This window comes from Flavobacterium sp. (assembly GCF_039930565.1).
Classification (GTDB): domain Bacteria; phylum Bacteroidota; class Bacteroidia; order Flavobacteriales; family Flavobacteriaceae; genus Flavobacterium.
Genome location: NZ_JBDTTP010000001.1, coordinates 39,150 through 62,029, shown reverse-complemented (window position 1 = coordinate 62,029; position 22,880 = coordinate 39,150). Strand labels below are relative to the sequence as shown.

At 34.4% G+C, this 22,880-nt stretch carries 6 protein-coding genes; all 6 read left to right on the top strand.

Going from position 1 to position 22,880, the window contains the following annotated elements; all coding sequences use genetic code 11:
- Positions 1–12: 12 nt before the first annotated feature.
- The 6 genes from ABI657_RS00125 to ABI657_RS00100 all read left to right on the top strand — a co-directional run bounded on the left by ABI657_RS00125 (position 13) and on the right by ABI657_RS00100 (position 22,528).
- Positions 13–1,806 carry a RagB/SusD family nutrient uptake outer membrane protein gene (locus ABI657_RS00125; protein ID WP_348095197.1) on the top strand — a complete coding sequence of 598 codons (1,794 nt, stop codon included), beginning with the start codon at positions 13–15 and terminating at the stop codon, positions 1,804–1,806.
- A gap of 22 nt (positions 1,807–1,828) precedes the next feature.
- Positions 1,829–2,902, top strand: coding sequence for a DUF5627 domain-containing protein (locus ABI657_RS00120; protein WP_348095196.1), 1,074 nt, complete (start codon positions 1,829–1,831; stop codon positions 2,900–2,902).
- Between the two features lie 567 nt (positions 2,903–3,469).
- A complete protein-coding gene (locus tag ABI657_RS00115; protein ID WP_348095195.1) occupies positions 3,470–11,122 on the top strand; it encodes a SpvB/TcaC N-terminal domain-containing protein in 7,653 nt (2,550 codons plus the stop codon).
- Between the two features lie 92 nt (positions 11,123–11,214).
- On the top strand, positions 11,215–21,234 hold the full coding sequence (locus tag ABI657_RS00110) for a neuraminidase-like domain-containing protein (RefSeq protein WP_348095194.1): 10,020 nt from the start codon (positions 11,215–11,217) through the stop codon (positions 21,232–21,234).
- Between the two features lies 1 nt (position 21,235).
- Complete coding sequence (locus tag ABI657_RS00105; protein ID WP_348095193.1) at positions 21,236–21,562, top strand: nucleotidyltransferase domain-containing protein; 327 nt, start codon at positions 21,236–21,238, stop codon at positions 21,560–21,562.
- Between the two features lie 480 nt (positions 21,563–22,042).
- Positions 22,043–22,528, top strand: coding sequence for a group II truncated hemoglobin (locus ABI657_RS00100; RefSeq protein ID WP_348095192.1), 486 nt, complete (start codon positions 22,043–22,045; stop codon positions 22,526–22,528).
- Positions 22,529–22,880 lie beyond the last annotated feature (352 nt).

Below are 22,880 nucleotides of genomic sequence, written 5' to 3'. Positions count from 1 at the left end.
AAATTTAGAATAATGATAAAGAATAAAAACATATTTGCCATTTTAATTCTATCCGTCTTATTTGTAAGCTGTACAGATCTAATAGATCCTGCGCAGGAAAATATACGTGATAAGGAAACTACTTACGATGATCCTAACTTTGGATTAGGACTTCTTACCCAAGGGTATGCCAGAATTCCAACAAATGGATGGTCTTTTAGTGAAGTTGCTACTGATGATGCTGTGACTAATGTTCCTACTAACGGGTATTTAAGATTAGCGACTGGGCAATGGAGTGCTTCTTATAATCCTGCAGAACGTTGGACATCCTGTTTTTCAGGTATTCAATATATGAATATCGTTCTCTCTGAAACAGATAAGATGACATTTGCAGAAGATCCTGTTGTAGATAATCTTTTTAAAAGCAGAATTAAGGGAGAAGCTTATGGACTTCGTGCGCTTTTTATGTACAATCTCCTTCAATCTCACGCAGGCTGGGTAAATGGAACCTTACTTGGTGTGCCAGTTTATTTGACAGAATTGGATATAACTTCAGATTATAATGTTCCTCGCGCAACTTTTAGTGCCTGTACAGCTCAAATTTATAGTGACATCAATAATGCGATAGAACTTTTACCAGTAGATTACGTTGATGTAGGTGCCGTTAGCAGCATACCTGCCAGATATAATACACCAGGTATAACTACTGCAAGCTTCAATCGCGCAATGGGAGCAAGATTTTTGGGGCTTGTGAGTGGGCGTATTGCTATGGCAATTCGTGCTCAGACAGCTTTATTGGCTGCCAGCCCTGCTTTTTCTGCCGGCTCTAATGGTACATGGGAAGATGCTGCTGGATATTCTGCTCAAATTATTGCACTTAAGGGAGGTCTTGCAGGATTACCATCAACTTTTAATAGTGGTGTAGCATGGTATAGAAATGCATCAGAAATTAGTGCATTATCTGCAGGTTCAAATTCACCAGAAAGTTTATGGAGAGGTGGGACATCTAATAATAATGATTTAGAGCGTGACCATTTTCCACCTAGTTTATTTGGAAACGGAATTATAAATCCAACTCAAAACTTAGTAGATGCTTTCCCGGCAGGTAATGGTTATCCTATATCTAATCCTCTTTCTAACTATAGTGCAGCAAATCCTTATGCTAATAGAGATCCACGTTTGAAAGAGTTTATTGTCTATCATGGAAATACAGCAGGAGTTACCAATGCCGCAATTAATATGACTACGGGTAACGATGCTGTAAATAATGTGCTTACTTCTACACGTACAGGATATTATATGAAAAAATTACTGAGACAGGATGTTAATTACAATCCAAATGGCAGAAATACACAGCTTCATTACAGACCGCGTATACGTTATACTGAAATATATCTTAATTATGCTGAAGCCGCTAACGAAGCCTGGGGTTCAGTTGCTGATCCTAAATCATATGGTTTTACAGCTTACGATATAATTAAGGCTATCCGTAGAAGAGCATTAGGCATAAATACTGATCCCTATTTGGAATCTATTAAAACAGATAAGGATGCCATGCGTGAGTTAATCCGTAATGAACGCCGCTTAGAATTAAGTTTTGAAGGTTTCCGTTTTTGGGATCTTCGTCGCTGGAAAGTTTCACTTCCAAAATTAAATGAACCAGCTATGGGTATTTCGGTATCCGGAACATTAGCGAGTCCTGTTTATAGTACACCAAGTGTTATAGAAAACAGAGTTTATCAGGACTACATGTATTATGGACCTATTCCTTACATTGAAACGCTAAAATTTAATAATCTGTTTCAAAATGATGGCTGGAATAATTAGAAATAACTTAATGACACAAAAAATGAAAAAATTAATTTTAGTTTTATTGATTCTGGCAGCAGCAGTAGCATGCGAGAATGAACCCATCACCTATGATGATTACGATTATTCAGCTGTATATTTTCCTTACCAATATCCAATTAGAACGATTACATTAGGTGAAGATATATATGATAATACTTTAGATCTTCAGCATAAATGTAACATTATGGCTACTTTGTCTGGCGTTTATGAAAATAATAAAGATGTAACTATTGATTTTGTTGTTGCAGATACGATACCTAACCGTTTTAATTTTGTTTTTTCGCCACAATCATCTCCAGTAAGAGCAATCCGTCCTATGCCTAGTAATTATTATACCTTGGCATCTAATCAAATTGTTATTAAAAAAGGGGCTATTTCTGGCGGGGTTGAAGTACAACTAACAGACGCGTTTTTTAATGATCCTTTATCTTTAGAGGCAAATTACGTAATTCCATTAATGATGACAACCGTTACTAATGCAGATACTATCCTAAAAGGAAAACCACTTAATGCAGGTACATCACCAAGAAGATTAAGAGCTAATCAATGGGATATAGTTTCAAAAGATTATGTATTATATGCTGTAAAATATATTAATACATGGCAGGGTTATTACCTTAGAAGAGGTGTAGATGTACAGACAGGTAATTTAAATACGACAATAATAAGACGTCCAAAAGATATTCAGACTTATGATGCAGGACTTTCTAATGTCGCTACATGGCTTGTTCAATTAAATTCGACGTCTCTTAAAGGATTGAAATTCCCTGTTGTTTTAAAAGATGGAGCTACTCCGGCGCAGAACTATACCTGTACTTTAAATTTAGCTTTTGATGATACTGGTAATTGTACAATTACTTCATCTGATCCAGCCACTTTTACTGCTTCAGGAACTGGTAAGTTTGTAAAAAAAGGAGAAAAAAATAGTTTTGGAAATGTAGATAGAGATGTTCTTTATCTCGATTATACAATTAATCACCCGGGAAAAGGCATTACAACACAAACAAAAGATACACTTTTGATGAGAAACAGGGGTGTAGTTAAAGAAACATTTGGTGTTGTAGCACAATAATAATAAAGCTTCTGCAAGCGTATTAATCGATTGTAGTTAAGTGTGTTTAAGTTTTTATAGTTTAAGTTTTTTGTTTAGTATTTTGTTTTTAAAAAAACAGTAGTGATTTTATTTGCTACTGTTTTTTTTATATATCATTTTTTGAGTTTTTATTTTACTTTTCTGATACAACTTTAATACTCTATTGTCAGGATTAGCAAGGAAAATGAATAATATGTTGTTCGTAAATGTTTCATTATTGTAAGGCAAATTATTTTATCTCTTAATAGATATTAATGCCGTTCGTCTATTTATTTGGTCGTTCGTCGATTGGTAAATTTTTCAATGTAAGTTTATTTGTATATTTGGTATTCGTATAGTTTTTCTATAAGCCTTATAAATAGATAATTAGAGATAATTTTTCATATTAAATCATTTGATAATTTTCAACCAATTTGTTTGTTAAGTATTTGTCAGTTATTATAGAATAACCTCGTCAAAATAATATAATTAGCTTAACTCTACTTATCAGCCCATACTCCTTTACTTTATTTGCCATCTCTATTGTTGCATCAAAAAAATAAGAAAATGAATGAACAATTTAAAAACAAATCAGCTGGCGAATTTCTCAATACTGATACTGGAAAAAATAAATCTAATTTGATTGAAGTACCTTCAATTTCATTACCTAAAGGTGGTGGGGCAATTAGAGGTATTGAAGAGAAATTTCAGGTAAATGCTGTTTCCGGAACTTCATCTTTCAGCATCCCAATACCTTTTAGTCCATCGCGTGGAGGTTATACTCCAGGACTAGGCTTAAGCTATAATTCCGGAAGTGGTAATTCCTCTTTTGGATTAGGATGGGCATTAGGAATAGCTTCGATAACGAGAAAGACTGATAAAAAATTACCGCAATATAAAGATAATTCAGATACTTTTATTTTATCCGGTTCAGAAGATATGATTCCACTTCTCGAAAAGCAAGGAGACGGTTCCTGGAAGAAGTATGAAAAGTTGGTTACCAAAAACGGAATTAAATTTAAAATAAAAAGATATAGACCCCGAATTGAAGGATCTTTTGTTCGCATTGAGAAAATTGAAAATACGACGAACGGAGAAGTTTACTGGAAAACAATTTCTACAGATAATACGCACTCTTATTATGGTCTAACCAAAGAAAGCCGGCTTTACGATCCTAAAGATGAAAGCAGAGTTTTTGAATGGCTGCTATGCCAAAGCCACGATGATAAAGGAAGCATTTGCATTTATGAATATAAAAAAGAAGATTTCGACGGAATAAATAAACTCAGTGATAAAAATAAAATTAACAATTGTACTCAGATTTATTTAAAACAAGTTTGTTACGGCAATAAAACGCCATATTATCTAGGTAGCCAGATTCCAGATGAAAATGATTTTATGTTCAGAACAGTTTTTGATTATGGGGAACATGATACAGAAGTAAATATTCCAAAAGATATTCATATTGCCAAAAATTCATGGACATGTCGTAAGGATCCATTTTCTAATTTTAGACCTGGATTCGAGATAAGGACTTATAGAAGATGCCATCGAATTTTAATGTTTCATTGTTTTGATGCTGAAGAATTACCTCATTCTCCATACCTCACAAAATCGCTTGAAGTTTTTTACAATCATGATTTAAAACTTCTGGGAAATAATAGTTCTGTTAATGGTTTTTCATTTTTAGTGAAGGCAAGACAAAACGGTCATTTATGGGATGCTGTTAATAATTGTTATAAAACAAAATTTTTGCCCGAAATAGAAATCAATTATCAGAATCATGCATGGAACACTGAAATAAAAAGTGTCTCAAATAAAAATATAAAAAATGCACCTTCCGGTCTGGCTGATAAAAGTTATTTATGGATTGACTTATACAGCGAAGGTATTTCTGGTATATTAACTGAAAAAGCAGGTGGCTGGTTCTATAAATCGAATTTAGGAAATGGTGCTTTTTCTAATGCGAAATCAATTGTTTCAAAGCCATCATTTTCCGGTTTAAATTCAGGTAAAATTGCTATTCAGGAATTAGAGGGAAACGGCATTAAATATTTGGTAGCACTTGAAAATGAACCAAAGGGATTCTTTAAACTCACAGAAGAGGAAGATTGGGAACCCATGAAAAATTTTGATAATTTGCCCAATGTAAACTTTTTTGATCCAAACACTCGTCCGATAGATTTAAATGGAGACGGATTAACAGATTTGTTGTTTACCGAAGAGGATAAGTTTCGCTGCTATCCGGGTTTGGGTGAAAAAGGGTTTAAAACTTCGCAGACAATTTTTAAAGAAATTGATGAAGAAAAAGGGCCGGCAATTGTTTTTTCAGACAAAGAACAATGCATTTTTCTGGCTGATATGAGCGGAGATGGCCTAACCGATATTGTGAGAATCAGAAATAAAGAAATTTGTTATTGGCCCAATCTTGGTTATGGATATTTTGGAGGAAAAGTAATTATGGATAATGCGCCTCTTCTTGACTATTCAGATTCTTTTAATCCAAGTTATCTGCGACTTGCTGATATTGATGGTTCCGGGACTACAGATTTGATTTATCTTGGAAAGAACGATTTTCGTGTTTGGATGAATCTTAACGGAAATGAATGGACACAAAGCCCCCAGATTATTCAATCTTTTCCTGAAATACATGATTTATCAGATGTTTCGATTCTTGATTTTCTAGGTTCAGGTACAGCTTGTATTGTATATTCATCGCCAATAAACAATCAGCCTTTACAATATATAGATTTAATGCAAAGTAAAAAGCCGGGACTTTTTATCGGTTACCATAATAATTGCGGAAAAGAATCTTATATAGAATATAAATCTTCAACTTTCTTTTATTTAGAAGACAAAAAAGCCGGCAATAAATGGATTACCAAATTGCCATTTCCTGTTCATTGTATTTCAAAAGTCCGCACAGAGGATAAGATTCGGGAAACTGTTTTTGTTTCATCCTATAAATATCGTCATGGTTATTTTGATTATGAAGAGAGAGAATTTAGGGGTTTTGCAAGAGTAGAACAGTTGGATACCGAAGATTTTTCTCAATTTAAACTTAACGATGCCAAAAATGTAGTGGATGAAGTTTTACATCAGCCTCCGGTAAGAACCGTTTCATGGTTTCATACTGGTGCTTTAGTAAGAAACAAAAAAATCCTGCACCAGTGCGAAAGCGAATATTTTAAAAATGATCTTTTTGATGAATATGATATTCCGGAACCACAAATGCCGGATGGACTTTCTAATGAAGAATTAAAAGAAGCATATCGTGCCTGCAAGGGGATGCCATTGCGGAATGAAGTTTATGGTGATGACAATACAAATAAAAGTTTATTTCCATACACCGCTTCACAATCTACTCTCGAAATAAGATTAATTCAGCCAAAAGGAGAGAATAAATATGCCTGTTTTTTGATAGTTCCCTCAGAAACAATTTCTTATACTTATGATCGAAATCCTGCTGACCCACGTGTTTCACAATCATTTGTGTTAGAAACAGATGAACTTGGAAATCTAAAAAAATCCTGCTCCGTTATTCATCCCAGGGTTGCAAGACCTACAGGTACTGATGCAATTGTGGATAAAGTTTGGGAAGAACAAAATAAAAGACATATTTCTTATGAAGAATCATTTTTTACTAATGATATTTTTGAGGAAGATGTTTACAGGATTCGTGTCGGTTATGAATCCAAAGAATATGAAATTAACGGAATCAATCTTCCAATTAATTTTTTCTACACTAAGGCTTTCATAAAAACTGAAATTGCCGCCACAACCGAAATTTTGTTTGAAGAAGATTTTACTGCCATTCCGCAAAAAAGATTATGTGGCCATAGTCGTGCTTATTTTTATAAGGACGATTTGACAGGATCTCTTCCTTTAGGCAAATTATCAAAATTAGGAATTTCATATAAATCTAACCAGCTTGTTTTTACTAAAAATTTAGTATCAAAATATTATGGAACTAAAGTCATCAATCAAATGCTTTTGGACGCCAAATATGTTCACAGCGAAGGCGATGATCATTGGTGGTCACAGCAGGGAGATGTGATTTTTCCTCCAAATCCAAAAGATAAATTTTACATAGCTATTGGCGCCAGGGATATTTATGGGAATGAAAGTTTTGTTGAATATGATAAATATCTTTTTTTGATAATCAAAAGTACAGATGCGATTTTAAACAGCATTATGGCAAAAAATGATTATCGAACGCTTTCTACGATTTTAATGACAGATTCAAATTTGAATAGATCTGCGGTTGAAACAGATGAATTGGGCATAGTAATAAAATCGGCAATAATGGGAAAAGCAGGCAGTACTGACGGAGATACCCTTGAAGACCCAACCACAAGAATGGAATATAATTTTTTTAATTGGAAAAATAATAAAAAACCTAATTATATTCATGCTTTTGCTCGAGAAAAACACGGACCTACCAATACTAAATGGCAGGAAAGTTATGCTTATTTTGATGCAGAAGGTTCTATTATTATGTCTAAAAGACAAGCTAAGCCAGGTAAAGCCAAACTATGGAATCCCACTACAAAAAGCACAGATGAAGTTGATGCAGATCCCCGATGGATTGCTAATGGCAGAACTATTTGTAATAATAAAGGCAAGCCTGTAAAACAATATGATCCTTATTTTAGTACCACTTTTGAGTATGAAAGTGAAGATGCTTTGGTAGAAACTGGCGTGAGTCCAATTGTATATTACGATGCTGTGGGAAGAAATTTAAAAACCGAATTTCCTAATGGAACCTTTGTTAAAGCCGAATTTAATGCATGGTTTTCGAAAACGTATGATGTAAATGATACCATAAAAGATAGCCAGTGGTATATAGACAGAGGAAGTCCTGATCCACTATTGATTACTGAACCAACAAATCCTGAAACAAGAGCAGCTTGGCTGGCAGCAAAACATCATGACACACCAAGTATTGTTTTTGCAGATTCTGTAGGCGGAACTACTTATGCAATTATGGATAATGGCAACGGAAGAAAAACATCCATTTTTACTGAAACAGATTCAGGTGGAAGATTTTCAAAAATCTATGACCAATTAGACAGGTGTGTTACCGAAAGTTATATGAATATCTCAGGCGAGGCAGTTTACACAAAAACTGCAGAAAAAGGGGAACGATGGGTTTTTACCGATGTTATGGGAAGAACAGTAAAAGCCTGGGAGAATAATCTTGAATTATATTCGACTTATGATAAGATACACAGAACAGTTTCTTCATTTATAAAAGATGGCTCAAATGAAACATTGTTTGGACATGTAGTCTATGGAGATTCATTTCCTGATGCTGACGCAAAAGCACAAAACCTAAAGGGACAAATGTATCAGATGTATGATCAGGGTGGTGTTATAACTATTAAAGATATCGATTTCAAAGGAAATGCAAGTCGGGCAGATCGAAAATTAACTAAAGAATACAAGCAAAATATTAATTGGAAAATACTGGATGGATTAAATAACATTACGGATATTGAAAATGCAGCAGCTCCTTGTTTAGAAGATGAAATTTTTATTTCTCTGGCGGAAGTTGATGCTCTTAATCGCCCAATTACAACCACTTTACCCGATAAAACTATAATAGAACCCAAATATGATATTGGTAATTCGTTAGAATCATTAAAAGTAAAAATAAGAGGAAAAGGCAGTTTTGTAACTTTTTTGGATAGCCAGGAATATGATGCCAAAGGACAGCGAAAATTTGTGAAATACGGCAATGGGACTATTACTAATTATTTTTATGATCCAAAAAACTTTCAACTCATAAATTTAATTACAAAATTAAGCAATACAGTAAATGATAGTCAAAGTATTCAAAACCTGAAATATACTTTTGACCCGATTGGCAACATGGTACAACTGCGAGACGATGCACAACAAACTCATTTTTTTAAAAATGCAGTAGTTAATCCTGAAAGTAAATATGAGTATGATGCGCTTTATCAGTTAATAAAAGCTGGCGGAAGAGAACACGCAGGTATTGGAGGAGATAATCAGCGAAATGATATTGATTTACCAGTTGTCAAGCAATTACCACATCAAAATAATATAACAGCTGTTCGTAACTATAATGAAGAATATGAATATGATGATTGCGGAAATATAAAATTATTAAAACATACGGCTTTGGGAGCAAATTGGTCTACGCGTTATAAATATCAATATGAAGATGATCCTAATAATCGAACCAATAGATTAAAAGGAACCAATTTACCAGGAGATGTCAGCGGAATTTTTTCTGCAACATATAAGTATGATTCTAATGGCAATATGACTTCGATGCCCCATTTATCTATTGATGATAGTATGAAGTGGAATTTCATGGAACAATTAAAAGAAGTAAATCTTGGCGGAGGAGGTAAAGCTTATTACAGTTACAGCATGTCAGGTGATCGCATTAGGAAAGTAATAGAACGCCCTGGAGGAAAAAAGTTAGAACGTATTTATTTAGGACTTGTTGAAATTTACCGGGAAAGACAAAACAATGCCGATCCTGATTTAGAACGTTATACATTGCATATTTCGGATAATACGGCTAAAATAGCACAAGTAGATACTAAAACGATAGATAAAAATAATCAGGATTCCTTTAATTCATTAAACGAAAATGTCATTAGATACCAGTATACGAACCATTTAGGATCCGCCAGCTTAGAAACTGATGAAAAAGCAAACATAATTTCGTATGAAGAATACCATCCCTATGGAACTTCGGCTTACAGGATTTGTAAATCATCTGCAAATTTCAGTTTAAAAAGATATCGATTTACTGGGAAGGAACGTGATGACGAAACAGGATTTTATTATTTTGGAGCAAGATATTATGCTGCATGGCTAGGAAGATGGACAAGTAGCGACCCGGGTGGTTTTGTAAGTGGATTTAATTTATACAGATATTGCTCAAATAGTCCAATAATACGAATTGATTCCGATGGAATGCAAGACCATAGTGGTTGTACTTTTGGCATACCAATGTCAGACGGATCAATGATTTTAGGTTGGGACTGTAGAGAAAGAGTTCCTGGTCCGGTACAATCACCACCACCACCACCGTCACCACCACCTCCAACCCCGACACCACCAAGACCAAGGTCTCGACCGAGACCAAGAGCAACAGCTCCAGCACCAGCAGCTGAAGCATCACCGGCGGCTCCACCTGTAGAGGCAGCAGCACCAACACCAGCAGCACCAGCAGAAACCACTACTTCCCCGGGAAGCATTGCTGATTCTAATGGAGGAGCATTAATTCGTAATAATCCTCAAGGAGAAACACTTGCTGTACCTGACACTATAGATACTGCCAAAATCGCCAGAATAAGAGAAGGAGTAAGACAAGGACAAGTAGGAAGAAATACAGGTCCTGCAAATCCTACACGAGCCAGAAGATCTGCTCAGGTTCAGGTAGAGGCATTAAGAGAATTTAGATTGAGACGACCAATGCCAAGCCCCGGAATGGCAGCAGGTCACAGAATTGATATGCAGTATGATCTAACCAACAGAATGGGAAATCACTGGAGAGATTATATCTGGGAAAACGGTGCAGGAAATACAAGTGACGGTTTTGCAGGATGGAATAGATTACGAAGATATCCTCAAGGGGTACCAGTTGGAGGAGTAGCAAGACAAAGTCAGATAGGACGTTTTACCAATAGTCCGGGATTTAGAACAGCAATGCGTGGTGCGGGTGCTGGATTTGCAGCATTAGGTACCGGACTTTCAGTTTATGGCTTATATAATGATATTCAGGAAGGAGATGTACCAATGGGTATTGGAGATACTTTTGGGATAGCAGGAGGGGGACTTGAACTTTATGCGTTTGGGGCATCGAGTACTCTTTTTGGTGCAGCTCCTACAGCAACTGTTGGAAGCGTAACTGTTGGAAGTGTAGGAGGTATGAGTGTAGCTGCTCTACCATTAGGAATTGCTCTTAGCGGAGTTGCAGTTGGTGTTACTTCAGGGGTCAGCGGTTACAGAGCTTATCAAAGACACGATACTCCGGGAACTGTGGCAGGAGCTGTAGGAGTTGTAGCGGGAACTTCACTTGCAGCAGGCGGGACAATTGCTTTATTAAGTGCAGGAGGTGTAGCAATGGCTCCGGCTTTAGTTGCCGCAGCACCAGTATTAATTGCAGTTGGAGCAGTTTTAGCAATAGGTGTAGGAGTATTCCATGCGGGAAGATACTTTAACTGCTGGTAAATAATTTTTAAATTAAAGTATCTGAAAACAATAAAAAAAATAAATAATAAATGATCCCATAAAACGAAGTTTAACAATTAAACAATAATATCATGCCAGTATTTAAATTACCTCAAGATTTTAAAGCAGATAGCAAAACGCATATTGCTAACTTGCATACGGTGTTAAATAAACTTAAAATACCTGTAGCTGAAACTGCAGTTGCCGAAAAGAAAATGGACTCGACGACAATTGATGCCATTAAAAAAATTCAAAAGGAGTTTAAACTTCCTGCTAATGGTAAACTGGATGAGAAAACTTTATCAACGGTAAATTTAAAACTGCATGATACCTATATCACTGATAATAAATACCGTACAGCGAACCTGCATTTAATTTTTGATAAACTTAATATTGAAGTAAATCCGGAAGAAAAACAAAAACGGATTTCAGGAGAAACAACCCGAAATGCTATTAAGGCTTTTCAAAAAAAGGAAGGATTACCTGTTGACGGAAGATTATCTGAAGAGGTAATTACAAAAATGCAGGATCGGGTTGTCGCCAATAAATTTTATTCTCCTGCAAAAAATCAAAGAGGTGTTTTGCACAAAATGCTTCTAAAAGTCAATGATATTTCTAAACTTGATATTCAGATTGATGAGAAGGAAATCAGAAGCAAAGAGTTAGGTGATACTTCCGTTAAGGTAATCAGGGCTTTTCAGGAAAAATACAGGCTTCATCCAACCGGAATCGTAGATAAAGCAACACTTGATAAAATGCAGAGTGTAACGACAAGCAGAGGTGTCTTTGTAAAAAAAATAAAAGCTGCACCAGTTGATCAGCTTAAGACGGTTACTAAAGAATTGCGTCTTAACACTACATCTGCAAAAGTTGCTGAACTTCAAAAAAACCTTTCCTTCCTTGGATTCAAAATTGCCGAAAAAGAATTTAAAACACAATTGTTTGGAAAAACGACCACCAGAGCCCTTAAATCATTACAAAAAGAAAAAGGGATTGCAATTACCGGACATTATGATAAGGCAACAATTAAAATTATAAATGACAAGGTTCTTGCAGCCAATCCAAAGGCTGTTTCAACACACAGGTACCGCATTAAAGGATCTGTACGAAATTCGCTTTGGGATCGTAAAAATGACATGGTCATTAAAGTTTTTGAGCTCCAACTTGATGTTGAAAGCGCTAAGCCAATAGCTGCCAAAAAGGTTTTCCTGAACGGTTTTTTTGATATTGTTTATGATGCGCCAATCAATACAATAAATGGAAAGACAGATAATTTTCATATTGTAGTAAAATTATATACCAACGCAGATCAGGTGAATCCTGTTGGTATCCAAAAACATTATAATGTAAACGTAATTCACTGGGTAAATTTTACTGAAAGTATTGACGAAAACGGAAAATCAAATTATAACGGAAAATATTTAGGAATCTCTGCTTATGAAGCAACTGCAGCATTTTTGACCAAAGCGATTCAGGGAAAACCAATTAGTATCTTAAAAGAAACGGATTCTGATAAAATGATTTCACAAATTAGTCGGCAAACGGGTATAAATACAGATGAAATTATGCGTCAGGTTTTGTCTAATCTGGTAGCTGAATCAGTAAACATCCCGGAGCTTTCTGCAGAACTTTTTTATACCTTCATCGCACAAAATCTCCCTCCTGATCTGCCTGGCGATTTACTAAGAGGATCCAGTAACTGGGAAACGATTGCACAATTAACAGAACTTACGGCATCCGGAATTGCTTTTCTGGATGATTCGGTACAAATTCAGGCTATAGAAAATGCTGTTTTGCAAAATCTGGTTACCCAACAAATAAAACTCAAAAAAGATCAAATCATTGAATCTTTAGAAAAACTGAAAATCCATTTTACCCTTGAAAAACCTATTTTGATTGGTAACGGAAATTTAAAAACCCTGCTTCAAACTTCAACTATTGCAGCTAAAAATTATGATCTGGTTGCTAAAACATTTGTCAATAACAAAGGGATAAACAATGATTTCTGGACTGAAATAAAAATGTTCGATACCCAAATTGGTGCAACAGCAATCAATGATTTTGTGACTACTGTAGAAGCGGCTAATATTTCTAAAAACCATACACCAACATTTCAATTTTTAAAGGAAAATACTGGGTCAGGAAAAAAATTCAATCAGATAAGCGATGTCGCCAAATTAGATCAAAACGGTATTATTTCCTTAATAAACGATAATGGAAAAAAAATTCCGGATAACATGCCTGGCGATACTGTAAAAGAAAAAATTGAAAATTTTGCTGCTGCTATAAAATCCCGAAGTGAATTTTTGTATCCTGCAGTATCATTACTAGCAACTACAAAAAGGCTAAATCAAAATGCAATTCCGAATATTGACCAAGTTGAAAAATTTATAGATGAACAAAAAGAACTGGATTTTACGGGTCAGAATTTAGATAAATATATTAATGATAAAGGACTCTCAATAGATAAGATTACCAGGGATTCTATTAAGGTTGTGCAGCGTATTCATAAATTAACAAATAATTCAGCAGCAGGATCTGTTTTAATTGATCAAAAGTTACATAGTTCGATGCAAATTTATTTTATGGGTAAAGAGCGCATCACCAATATGATGTCTGCAAAAGGAGTTGATGATAAACAAATTTTTCGTTTATATGAAGCATCCAAAATGCAGTACATGACAATTTTGGCCCGCATTACAGATTTCAGAAAAGAATTTTACAAAGATTTACCTGCGGCTATTATTCCGCATACTTACACTGCACCTGAAATTCAGGCCGCATTAGGTATTCCTGATCTTGAAATTTTGTTTGGATCACTTGATTTTTGCGAATGTGATCATTGTAAATCACTTTATGGTCCGGCAGCATACTTAACGGATATGCTGAGGTTTTTAAAAGAACATTCGGCTACAAATCCTTCAAAAACAGTAAAAGATATTTTATTTGACCGAAGACCTGATTTGGGTAATATCAAACTTAATTGCGCCAATACAGATACACCGCTTCCTTATATAGATTTGGTGAATGAAATTTTAGAAAATAATTTAATCGGAAATAAAAATTTTATTTATCAAACGACGCTTTCTCAGAAAGAGTTAAGAGCTACGCCTGAGAATATCCAGATTGGTGCTTACAAAAAAATTGCCGGAGAAGATTTTCCAATGACAAATTCGTTTAATCTATGGCAGGAAGAAGCAAGAACTTACCTGAATTATTTACGGGTGCCACGTTTTGAATTAATGGAAGTCACTCAAAATAAAGTGAATCCTGCAGCTAAAAATCCAGATGATACGGCTATAGCAGCTGAATTTTTTAATTTGTCCTGGAATGATAAAGACATAATCACTACTACAAGAGCAACTGCTGCTAAACAAAATAAATATTGGGGATTAGATACCAGCCAAAGCAAAGTAAATGTTTCGTTATTTATGAAACGAAGCAAACTGAGCTATTATGAGGTTTTAGAATTACTAATGGTTCGGTTTGTTAATAATCCCGGAGCAAGTAAAAGCACCATAGAAAGAACCTTGGATACCTGTGATACCGCGCAGCAAACCATCAACAAAATGACACTGGCCAAATTTGATTTAATGAACCGGTTTATTCGTTTATGGAGAAAATCAGGATGGAAAATGTGGGAGCTGGATTTGTTTTTGCGTAATGCAAAAATTGGTAAAAGTAAAATTGATGACGCTGCACTTGTTCAACTGAAATTAGTCAAGCAATTACAGGATAAACTAAAATTAAATACAGAAACTATTCTGGCCTTTTATGGAGATATTAATAGAGAAATCAGAATTACACCAGAAAAGCAGGATGTGATTATTCAGCCACAATATAATACTCTTTTTCAAAATATTGCCGTAACAAATCCTATAGATATAAAGTTTAAGGCAATAGGTAATTTAACAGATAAAATGCAGCCTGTTGATGCTTCACTGCCGTTTAATTTCATAAATCTGGATAATAGTATATTGTTTATTTCACCTGTTCCAGCACCTTATACACCTGTACCAACAATACTTTCGGCATTAGCCTTAAATCAAAAAGATTTTGATGCGATAGTATCCAAAACAAATAATAAACTTTCTATCGCTTCTCTGTCAGTTTTATTTCGATATGTTTATCTCGCTAAAGGATTAAAAATATCCGTAAGTGATTTGGTTTCATTCTTAGGAATTACGAATGTTACCGATCCTTTTCTTGATCCGGAAACTACAATGGCCAGTATAGATAATCTTATGAAAATAAAATCTTCTGGGCTTTCATTATTGGAATTGGATTATATACTGAATTACAAACCAGATTCATCCGTAGGATTAAGAGAGGAATCCACCGCTCAGCTAATAGACGGCCTAAGAAGGATTTTAGAAGACAGCCGTATTAAAATCAGTTTTTTAAATACTTTAAAAGCTTTTAATGCTGATGATTTGGCGCCTTTAAATGGTATCCCTTTTATGAATTTATTTTCACCAATTCAAAGTTTACTCATAGGTTCGAAAGTAGATTTATCAGGAAATAATAGTAGTCCTGATGAAATTAAATTTATTACTGACTTTAGCAAATCAAAGTTGCTACTTCCTGACGCAACTCCAAATCCTGATGCTGCTGCTAATAAAACAGCTTTGATTGCCAATATTAAAAAAGCACAATTAAGTGCAACTGAACTTTTGGCGAATGCTATCATACAAAAACAAAATCAGATTAAGTCGCATATTGCGTCTTCTTTTAGCATTACCACAGAACAGGCAAATGTACTGCTGACAAACATAAAAATTGATGCTTCGGCAAATTTAATTAGTAAGTTAGAAAATGAAAATTTGATTGCATTAAGCGGATCCGGTACTTATGAAGATATTACCAGAGTAAATTTTGAAGAACATTTTAAAATTTACACATTGCTGCATAAGTCCGCAATATTGGTTTCCAAACTAAAATTGGATACAGAAAATTTAAACTATTTTATTACTAATTATGCTGCGCTAAAAACCATTAACTTCTCCATTTTACCAGTAAGTGCAGTTGTTGCACCAAATCAATTTAATGAATGGTTGAATCTCTATTTGTTTTTAAATTTTAAATCTAAGTTTCCTGAACCGGAAAATATTTCAATCAGAAGTATTTTAAATCTTGCAAAAGATCCAACAAAATCGAATGCATTAATCAAAAAAGAAATTTCAGGTCTTACAAAATGGGATGATGGTGATCCGGAAACTAAAAACCTAAGCAGTTTTGAAACTGGATTAGGGATTAGACATACTGCAGCAAATTTAGATTATACTAATGCTTTAACTTATAATCGATTAAGTGAATGTTTTCATCAGATGAAGCTAATTGGAACTGATGCTAAAACGATGTTAAGCTGGAGAATTATTGGAGACAACACTGTTTCCGATGCTCTTGTTGCAGAACAAACCCGAAAAGCAATCAAATCTAAATATGAACAAGATGACTGGTTAAGTAAAATAACCCCATTGCATGATGATATTAGAGAGAAGAGACGAAAAGCACTAGTCGATTATCACATTGAATATTCGCAGCGTACAAGCGGAAACTTAACTTTTGGATCTGCAACAATGATAAATCCTAATTGGGAAGATTCTAATTCATTGTTTAAATATTTTTTGATTGATGTTGAAATGACATCCTGCCAACTCACTTCGAGAATTAAGCAGGCACTTAGCTCCGTACAATTTTTTGTACAGCGCTGTTTTCTTAATTTGGAGAATAAGTATGTCATCGTAACTCAAAATGAAAAAGAGGATGTTTCGTCTCCAAATGCCTGGTCACAATGGAAATGGATGAAAAACTACAGACTTTGGGAAGCCAATCGCAAGATTTTCTTTTATCCTGAAAACTGGCTTGAACCCGAATTACGAGATGATAAATCCCCATTTTTTAAGGATCTTGAAAACGATCTGATGCAAAATGAGGCTACAAAAGAAAATGTTGAAAATGCATTTTTGAATTATCTGCATAAAGTAGATGAAGTTTCGCATCTCGAAGTTTGTGGTCTATACCATCAAATGGAAGATTTAAATCCTGATGAGGTGGGTTATGAAACCAACATTGTTCATGTTATTGGCCGTACAAAAGCAATGCCCGGTATGTATTATTACCGTACTTATGATATGAATTACAGTACCTGGTCTTCCTGGGATAAAATTGAAGTTGATATTACCGGTGATCATGTTGTACCAGTAGTGTATAACAGGAGATTGCATTTATTCTGGCTCCAGTTTATGGATAAACCGATGAAAGTCAAAAAAGTTCCCGCTGCGCAGCCTTCAAACGGACCAACAGATACTCCTGAACCACTGAAAGTATTAGAAATACAATTAGGATGGTGTATTAAAAAAACAGGAGGCTGGACTACTAAAAAAATATCAAAACAAAAGTTAATCCATCCATGGGAACGTCCACATTTTTCATATAATTTAAAACCCTATTATCTTTCTAAATTTAATGAATTATATCTTGATATTTATTTATCAACTTCAAAAGAGTTTAATAATACGGCATTTTACGATCCAAATAAATCGTATAATCCTACATCCGATTCACCTACAACATTAAATCCGACCCGTCTCACTAAAAATGATTTTAATGAAACTTTAATGCCCTGGCACTCTTCTTCTTTTATTTTTAATGGAGAAATAAAAGATATAAAGCTAAAAGGTTTATTGGGTTCATATACTGATGCTTCCGGAAAATTAATTGCAGGTATTGATTCTTACGATTATGTAAATCAAAATTTTAGTTCTGAAGGTAATGCTATAAAAGAGCTGGAACCACTTGAATTTGGTCCACGTCTGCATTTGCCAACCGGTATGCGTTTTAATAATAATGTGTTAACAAATAATTCTACAAATAATTCTAATTTAGGGATACTTGAAGCAGCCCAACCAATAAACTTACTTACAAAAGCATCAAGTCCTTTTCAGTTGGTTATCTCACAACAGGATTTGCAGCTAGATATGATGTACCAAAATCATCCTGTTTTCTATCAGGATAATCAAAGAGCTTTTTTTGTTAAGCCAGAGTGGGAAACACGGTTAAATAGCTATGGACATATTGTTTCTAAAAACCGAAAATATCGTTTCCTGCCTTTTTACCATCCCTACACAATGTTATTTATCCGTGAGTTTAATCGGGGTGGAATTGACGGATTATTAAATAGAAAAATCCAAACACAGCCACAAAATTTCTCTCCAAAAAACACTTTTAATTTTAGCAGTTACGGACCGGGAAGTTCAACTTTAACAGATTCTTCAGCTCAGACAGATAAAGTTGATTTTTCTTTTGGTGGTGCCTATTCCGTTTACAACTGGGAGCTATTTTTTCATGCTCCTTTAATGGTAGCCTGCAAATTAATGCAAAACCAGAAGTTTGAAGAAGCAATGAGTTGGTTTCACTATATATTTAATCCAACTAATATTGAAGGTACGGCTTCACCACAGCGTTACTGGATCACGAAACCTTTTCATGAATATAATTCGGCTGAATACCGCAAACAACGAATTGAATCAATTTTATCCAATTTAAATCTTAATGAAAATAGTGAACAGTTAAAAGCATGGCGAAACAATCCGTTTAGTCCTCATGTTATTGCACGCTACAGACCAGTTGCCTATCAAAAAAATGTGGTGATGAAATATTTGGATAATTTGATTGCCTGGGGAGATATGCTATTTAAAAGAGATACGATTGAAAGTATTAATGAAGCATCCTTGCTATACATGCTGGCTTATGAAATTTTAGGAGATCGTCCGCAAAAAGTGCCTACGGTAAAACATCAGGAATTTACTTTTAATGAGTTAGAAGGCAAACTGGATGAATATGGAAATGCCCGTGTTGATGTAATAATTGAAGATACCTTATTGCCGATAAAAGTAGTACAGTCACAGTCCGGATCACCATCAATACCAAAAATTGATATGTTCTATTTCTGTATTCCCAACAATGAATTTATTACAAAATATTGGGATCTTGTTGAAGATCGTTTATATAAAATAAGACATTGCATGAATATTTCAGGTATTGTGAGACAACTGCCTCTTTTTGAACCGCCTATTGATCCCGCTATATTGGTAAAAGCTGCCGCAGCAGGAATAGATTTAAATAGTGTTTTGAATGATTTAGTGGCGCCAACACCTTACTATCGTTTTAGGGTTGTAGTGCAAAAGGCTATTGATATTTGTAATGATGTACGAATTCTTGGTGAAAAATTATTAGTTGTATTAGAGAAAAAAGATTCTGAAGAACTTTCATTAATACGATCTCAACAGGAAATCCAGTTGTTGGAATCAGTAACGGAAATTCGTAAAAAGCAAATTGATGAAGCTGTTGAAAGCATTGGAAGTTTGAATAAATCGAAAGAATCTTCAGAACAAAAGAAAATCTATTATGAGTCAATTCCAAGAATGAATGATTGGGAAACCGGTGGTGTTATTGCTCATGGAGTAGGAATAGTAGCTGAAGTTGTTTCTACAGTTTCGCATGCAATTGCTGCCGGAGCATCTGCAGTACCTCAATTTAAGGCAGGTGCTTCAGGATTTGGAGGTTCTCCTACTATGACTCTGGAAGTTGGAGGTGAGCAGGTAAGCAATGTAGCTGCACAAATTGCAGCAATTTCAAGTGGTATTGGCACAATTAGTCATTCGATAGGAAGTTTGCTTGAAGCTCAGGGAGGATATACCCGAAGGGATCAGGAAAATAAGCAGCAAGCATTACTGTCTGAAAAAGAAATTGATCAAATTCAATTTCAAATTAATTCTGCAGAAATCAGACAGGAAATTGCAGAAAAAGAACTCGAAAACCATGAAATTCAAATCGACAATTCAAAAGTAATTGACGATTATATGCGCAATAAATATACTAACCAACAATTGTATAATTGGACAGTTACCCAAATTTCAACTGTTTATTTTCAGGCCTATCAATTGGCTTTCGATATGGCAAAAAAAGCAGAAAAATGTTTTGCTTACGAATTAGGTATTACAGATTCTAATATTGTTCAGTTTGGTTATTGGGACAGTCTTAAAAAAGGACTTTTGTCAGGAGATAAATTAATTAATGATTTACGAAGACTGGAAGCAGAATATATCAATCAAAACAAACGTGAATTTGAGATAACCAAACACATTTCCCTGGCACAAATTGCTCCTTTGGCACTTTTAACCTTGAAGCAAACAGGTATATGCACGGTTATATTGCCAGAATGGATTTTTGATATGGATTATCCAGGACACTATATGCGTCGAATTAAGAACGTTTCAATTAGTCTTCCATGCATTGTAGGACCCTATACAAGCGTCAATTGTACCTTATCCTTATTACGTAACGAAACCCGTATGGATGCCACAAATGGAGGAACTTATGCAAAAGTCGATGAGAATGATCTCCGGTTCAAAACAATGTTTGGCTCAATTTCTTCTATTGCCACCAGTCATGCGCAAAATGATAATGGTATGTTTGAACTGAATTTTAATGATGATCGATATTTGCCTTTTGAAGGAGCAGGAGTTATTAGCGACTGGCAGATAAGTTTGCCAAAAGAAAATAATTATTTTGATTTTGATTCTCTTTCCGATGCTATTATCCATATTAATTATACTTCGAGAAATGGTGGAGGACAACTTGCTGCCGGAGCGAATGCAGATTTACAAGACCGGCTTCCGAATGAAACGGCTAAATTGTTTAGTTTGAAACATGAATTTGCAACGGAATGGTACAAATTCCTGAATCCTTTGAATGGTGCCGACCAGGAACTTATTTTTACCTTAAAGCCGGAACATTTTCCGTTTTTTATTCGCAATAAACTGAATACAATTCAGATAAAGAAAATAGATATTTTTGTAGCAACTAAAGATGAAAGTATTACAAATTATGTAAGTAATATAAAAGTTACAAGTGGTGCAGTAATAAATACTATTCCGATTGATCCGGATTTAAATTTCGACGGAATTCCGCACACATCACGAAATTTAAGTGTAAATGCTTTAGGGAATGTTTCATTGAAAATAAAAACGGTTGCAGCAACGGATTTTAAAAATTTGACAGAAGACGAAATAGACGATGTTTATGTTGTCTTTAAATTAGGTATATAAGATGAAGATTCAAAATACTATAGATAAAATTATTGCGTATGCAATTTATGTTACGGAGCCGGAAGAAATTATTCTTTTTGGCTCCATGGCAAATGATACTGCTAATGTTTACAGTGATGTTGATATGCTAATTATTTCGGATAGTGATAAAAAGGAATGTGTTTCTAAAATAAGAAATTTTGTGTTTCAGCTTTCATTAAAAACAGATGTATTAATTTTTTCAAGAGAAGAGTTTGAAAAACAAATAAGCTTACCAGTTTCGTTCTTAAAAGCAGTCCAAAAGTCCGGAAAAATTGTCTATAAAAAAAATAATAAAAAAAGTCAATAAAAATTTGTTTAATTGATTAACATTTAGTACTTTAACTACTCGGAGTTACTTAAGGGTGAATTATTGATGTAAAATAGTTGAAAGACAAATTAAGGTACATTATAAAAAGGACATCGAGTTTAAAGTTGAGCAAGCCATCGGAGTGAACTTCGCGGGCTTTTTCTTTTTTATATAACTTCCAATTCTATTCTTAGAAGTATTTTTTGATAATTACAGAAGATTAAATTGCTAATTTTAAATTAGTTATAACCATTCTTTCGCATCTGCAATAACTTTTATCTGACTATAATACCTCCAAAATCAATATTTAATCCCTTCTTGATTATTACTATTATGTTGCTGATATTGATTTTTTGAAATTACAATCTTATTTCCTATTTTCGTTTTACTAAATATCAGACTTCTGCTTTAAAATAACCTGAAGTTAAGCTAGTTATCAATCTTAATCTGGCCATTGCTTTAATATCAGAAAATAATAAAATGAAAAATGTACCAACACTTTACGAATGGGCAGGTGAAATGAATACTTTTGAAAATCTGTTTAGAAATTTTTATCACAAGGTTTTAAAAGATGATTTATTAGCAGATGTTTTTAAAGATATGTCACCTGAACATGTTAAACATGTTGCTCATTTTGTAGCAGAAGTATTTGGCGGTGAAAAGCTCTACACTACTGAAAATAATGGCAGCCATTCTTTAATGATTGGTAAACATATTGGTAAAATGCTAACAGAAGAAAAGCGCCAGCGTTGGGTACAGCTGTTGATTCAGACAGCAGATGAGATAGGCTTAAAAAGCGATCCGGAATTTCGTTCTGCATTTGTTGGCTATATTGAATGGGGTACACGACTTGCAGTTATAAATTCACAATTAACAGAAAATCCAATGCATACAAATGAACCAATGCCTAAATGGGGTTGGGGTGAAACCGGAGGACCGTATAACCCAAACGAAAAATTAAATTGAAGTATTACAATTTAACCTCATGCTGTAGTGCTGTTTTTTGTATTTGCAATAAATAAACCCTCAAAAAAGGCAAATACTATTATTCATATTGAAAATATCTTCGATTTGAATCCTACGATGACCTGCTTAGTTTTTTTTGTTCCTGTAAAAAAAAACTGACCTATCCATTTTAATCAGTTCCTATAACTACTTTGAAGAAAAAGGTGTAAAGGCAAATTCATGAACTTTTACTAACCTATACATATGCCCGGAATTATTATGGAGGACATGAGTCTTTGACCAATTACAGTTCAAAGATTTGATTTATTTCTGTTGTAGTTATGATATGCCTACTTAAATAAAATTCCAAACA

Coding starts and splice junctions, on each gene's coding strand:
- ABI657_RS00120 (WP_348095196.1), top strand. CDS start 1,829: ATGAAAAAATTAATTTTAGTTTTATTGATTCTGGCAGCAGCAGTAGCA.
- ABI657_RS00115 (WP_348095195.1), top strand. CDS start 3,470: ATGAATGAACAATTTAAAAACAAATCAGCTGGCGAATTTCTCAATACT.
- ABI657_RS00110 (WP_348095194.1), top strand. CDS start 11,215: ATGCCAGTATTTAAATTACCTCAAGATTTTAAAGCAGATAGCAAAACG.
- ABI657_RS00105 (WP_348095193.1), top strand. CDS start 21,236: ATGAAGATTCAAAATACTATAGATAAAATTATTGCGTATGCAATTTAT.
- ABI657_RS00100 (WP_348095192.1), top strand. CDS start 22,043: ATGAAAAATGTACCAACACTTTACGAATGGGCAGGTGAAATGAATACT.
- ABI657_RS00125 (WP_348095197.1), top strand. CDS start 13: ATGATAAAGAATAAAAACATATTTGCCATTTTAATTCTATCCGTCTTA.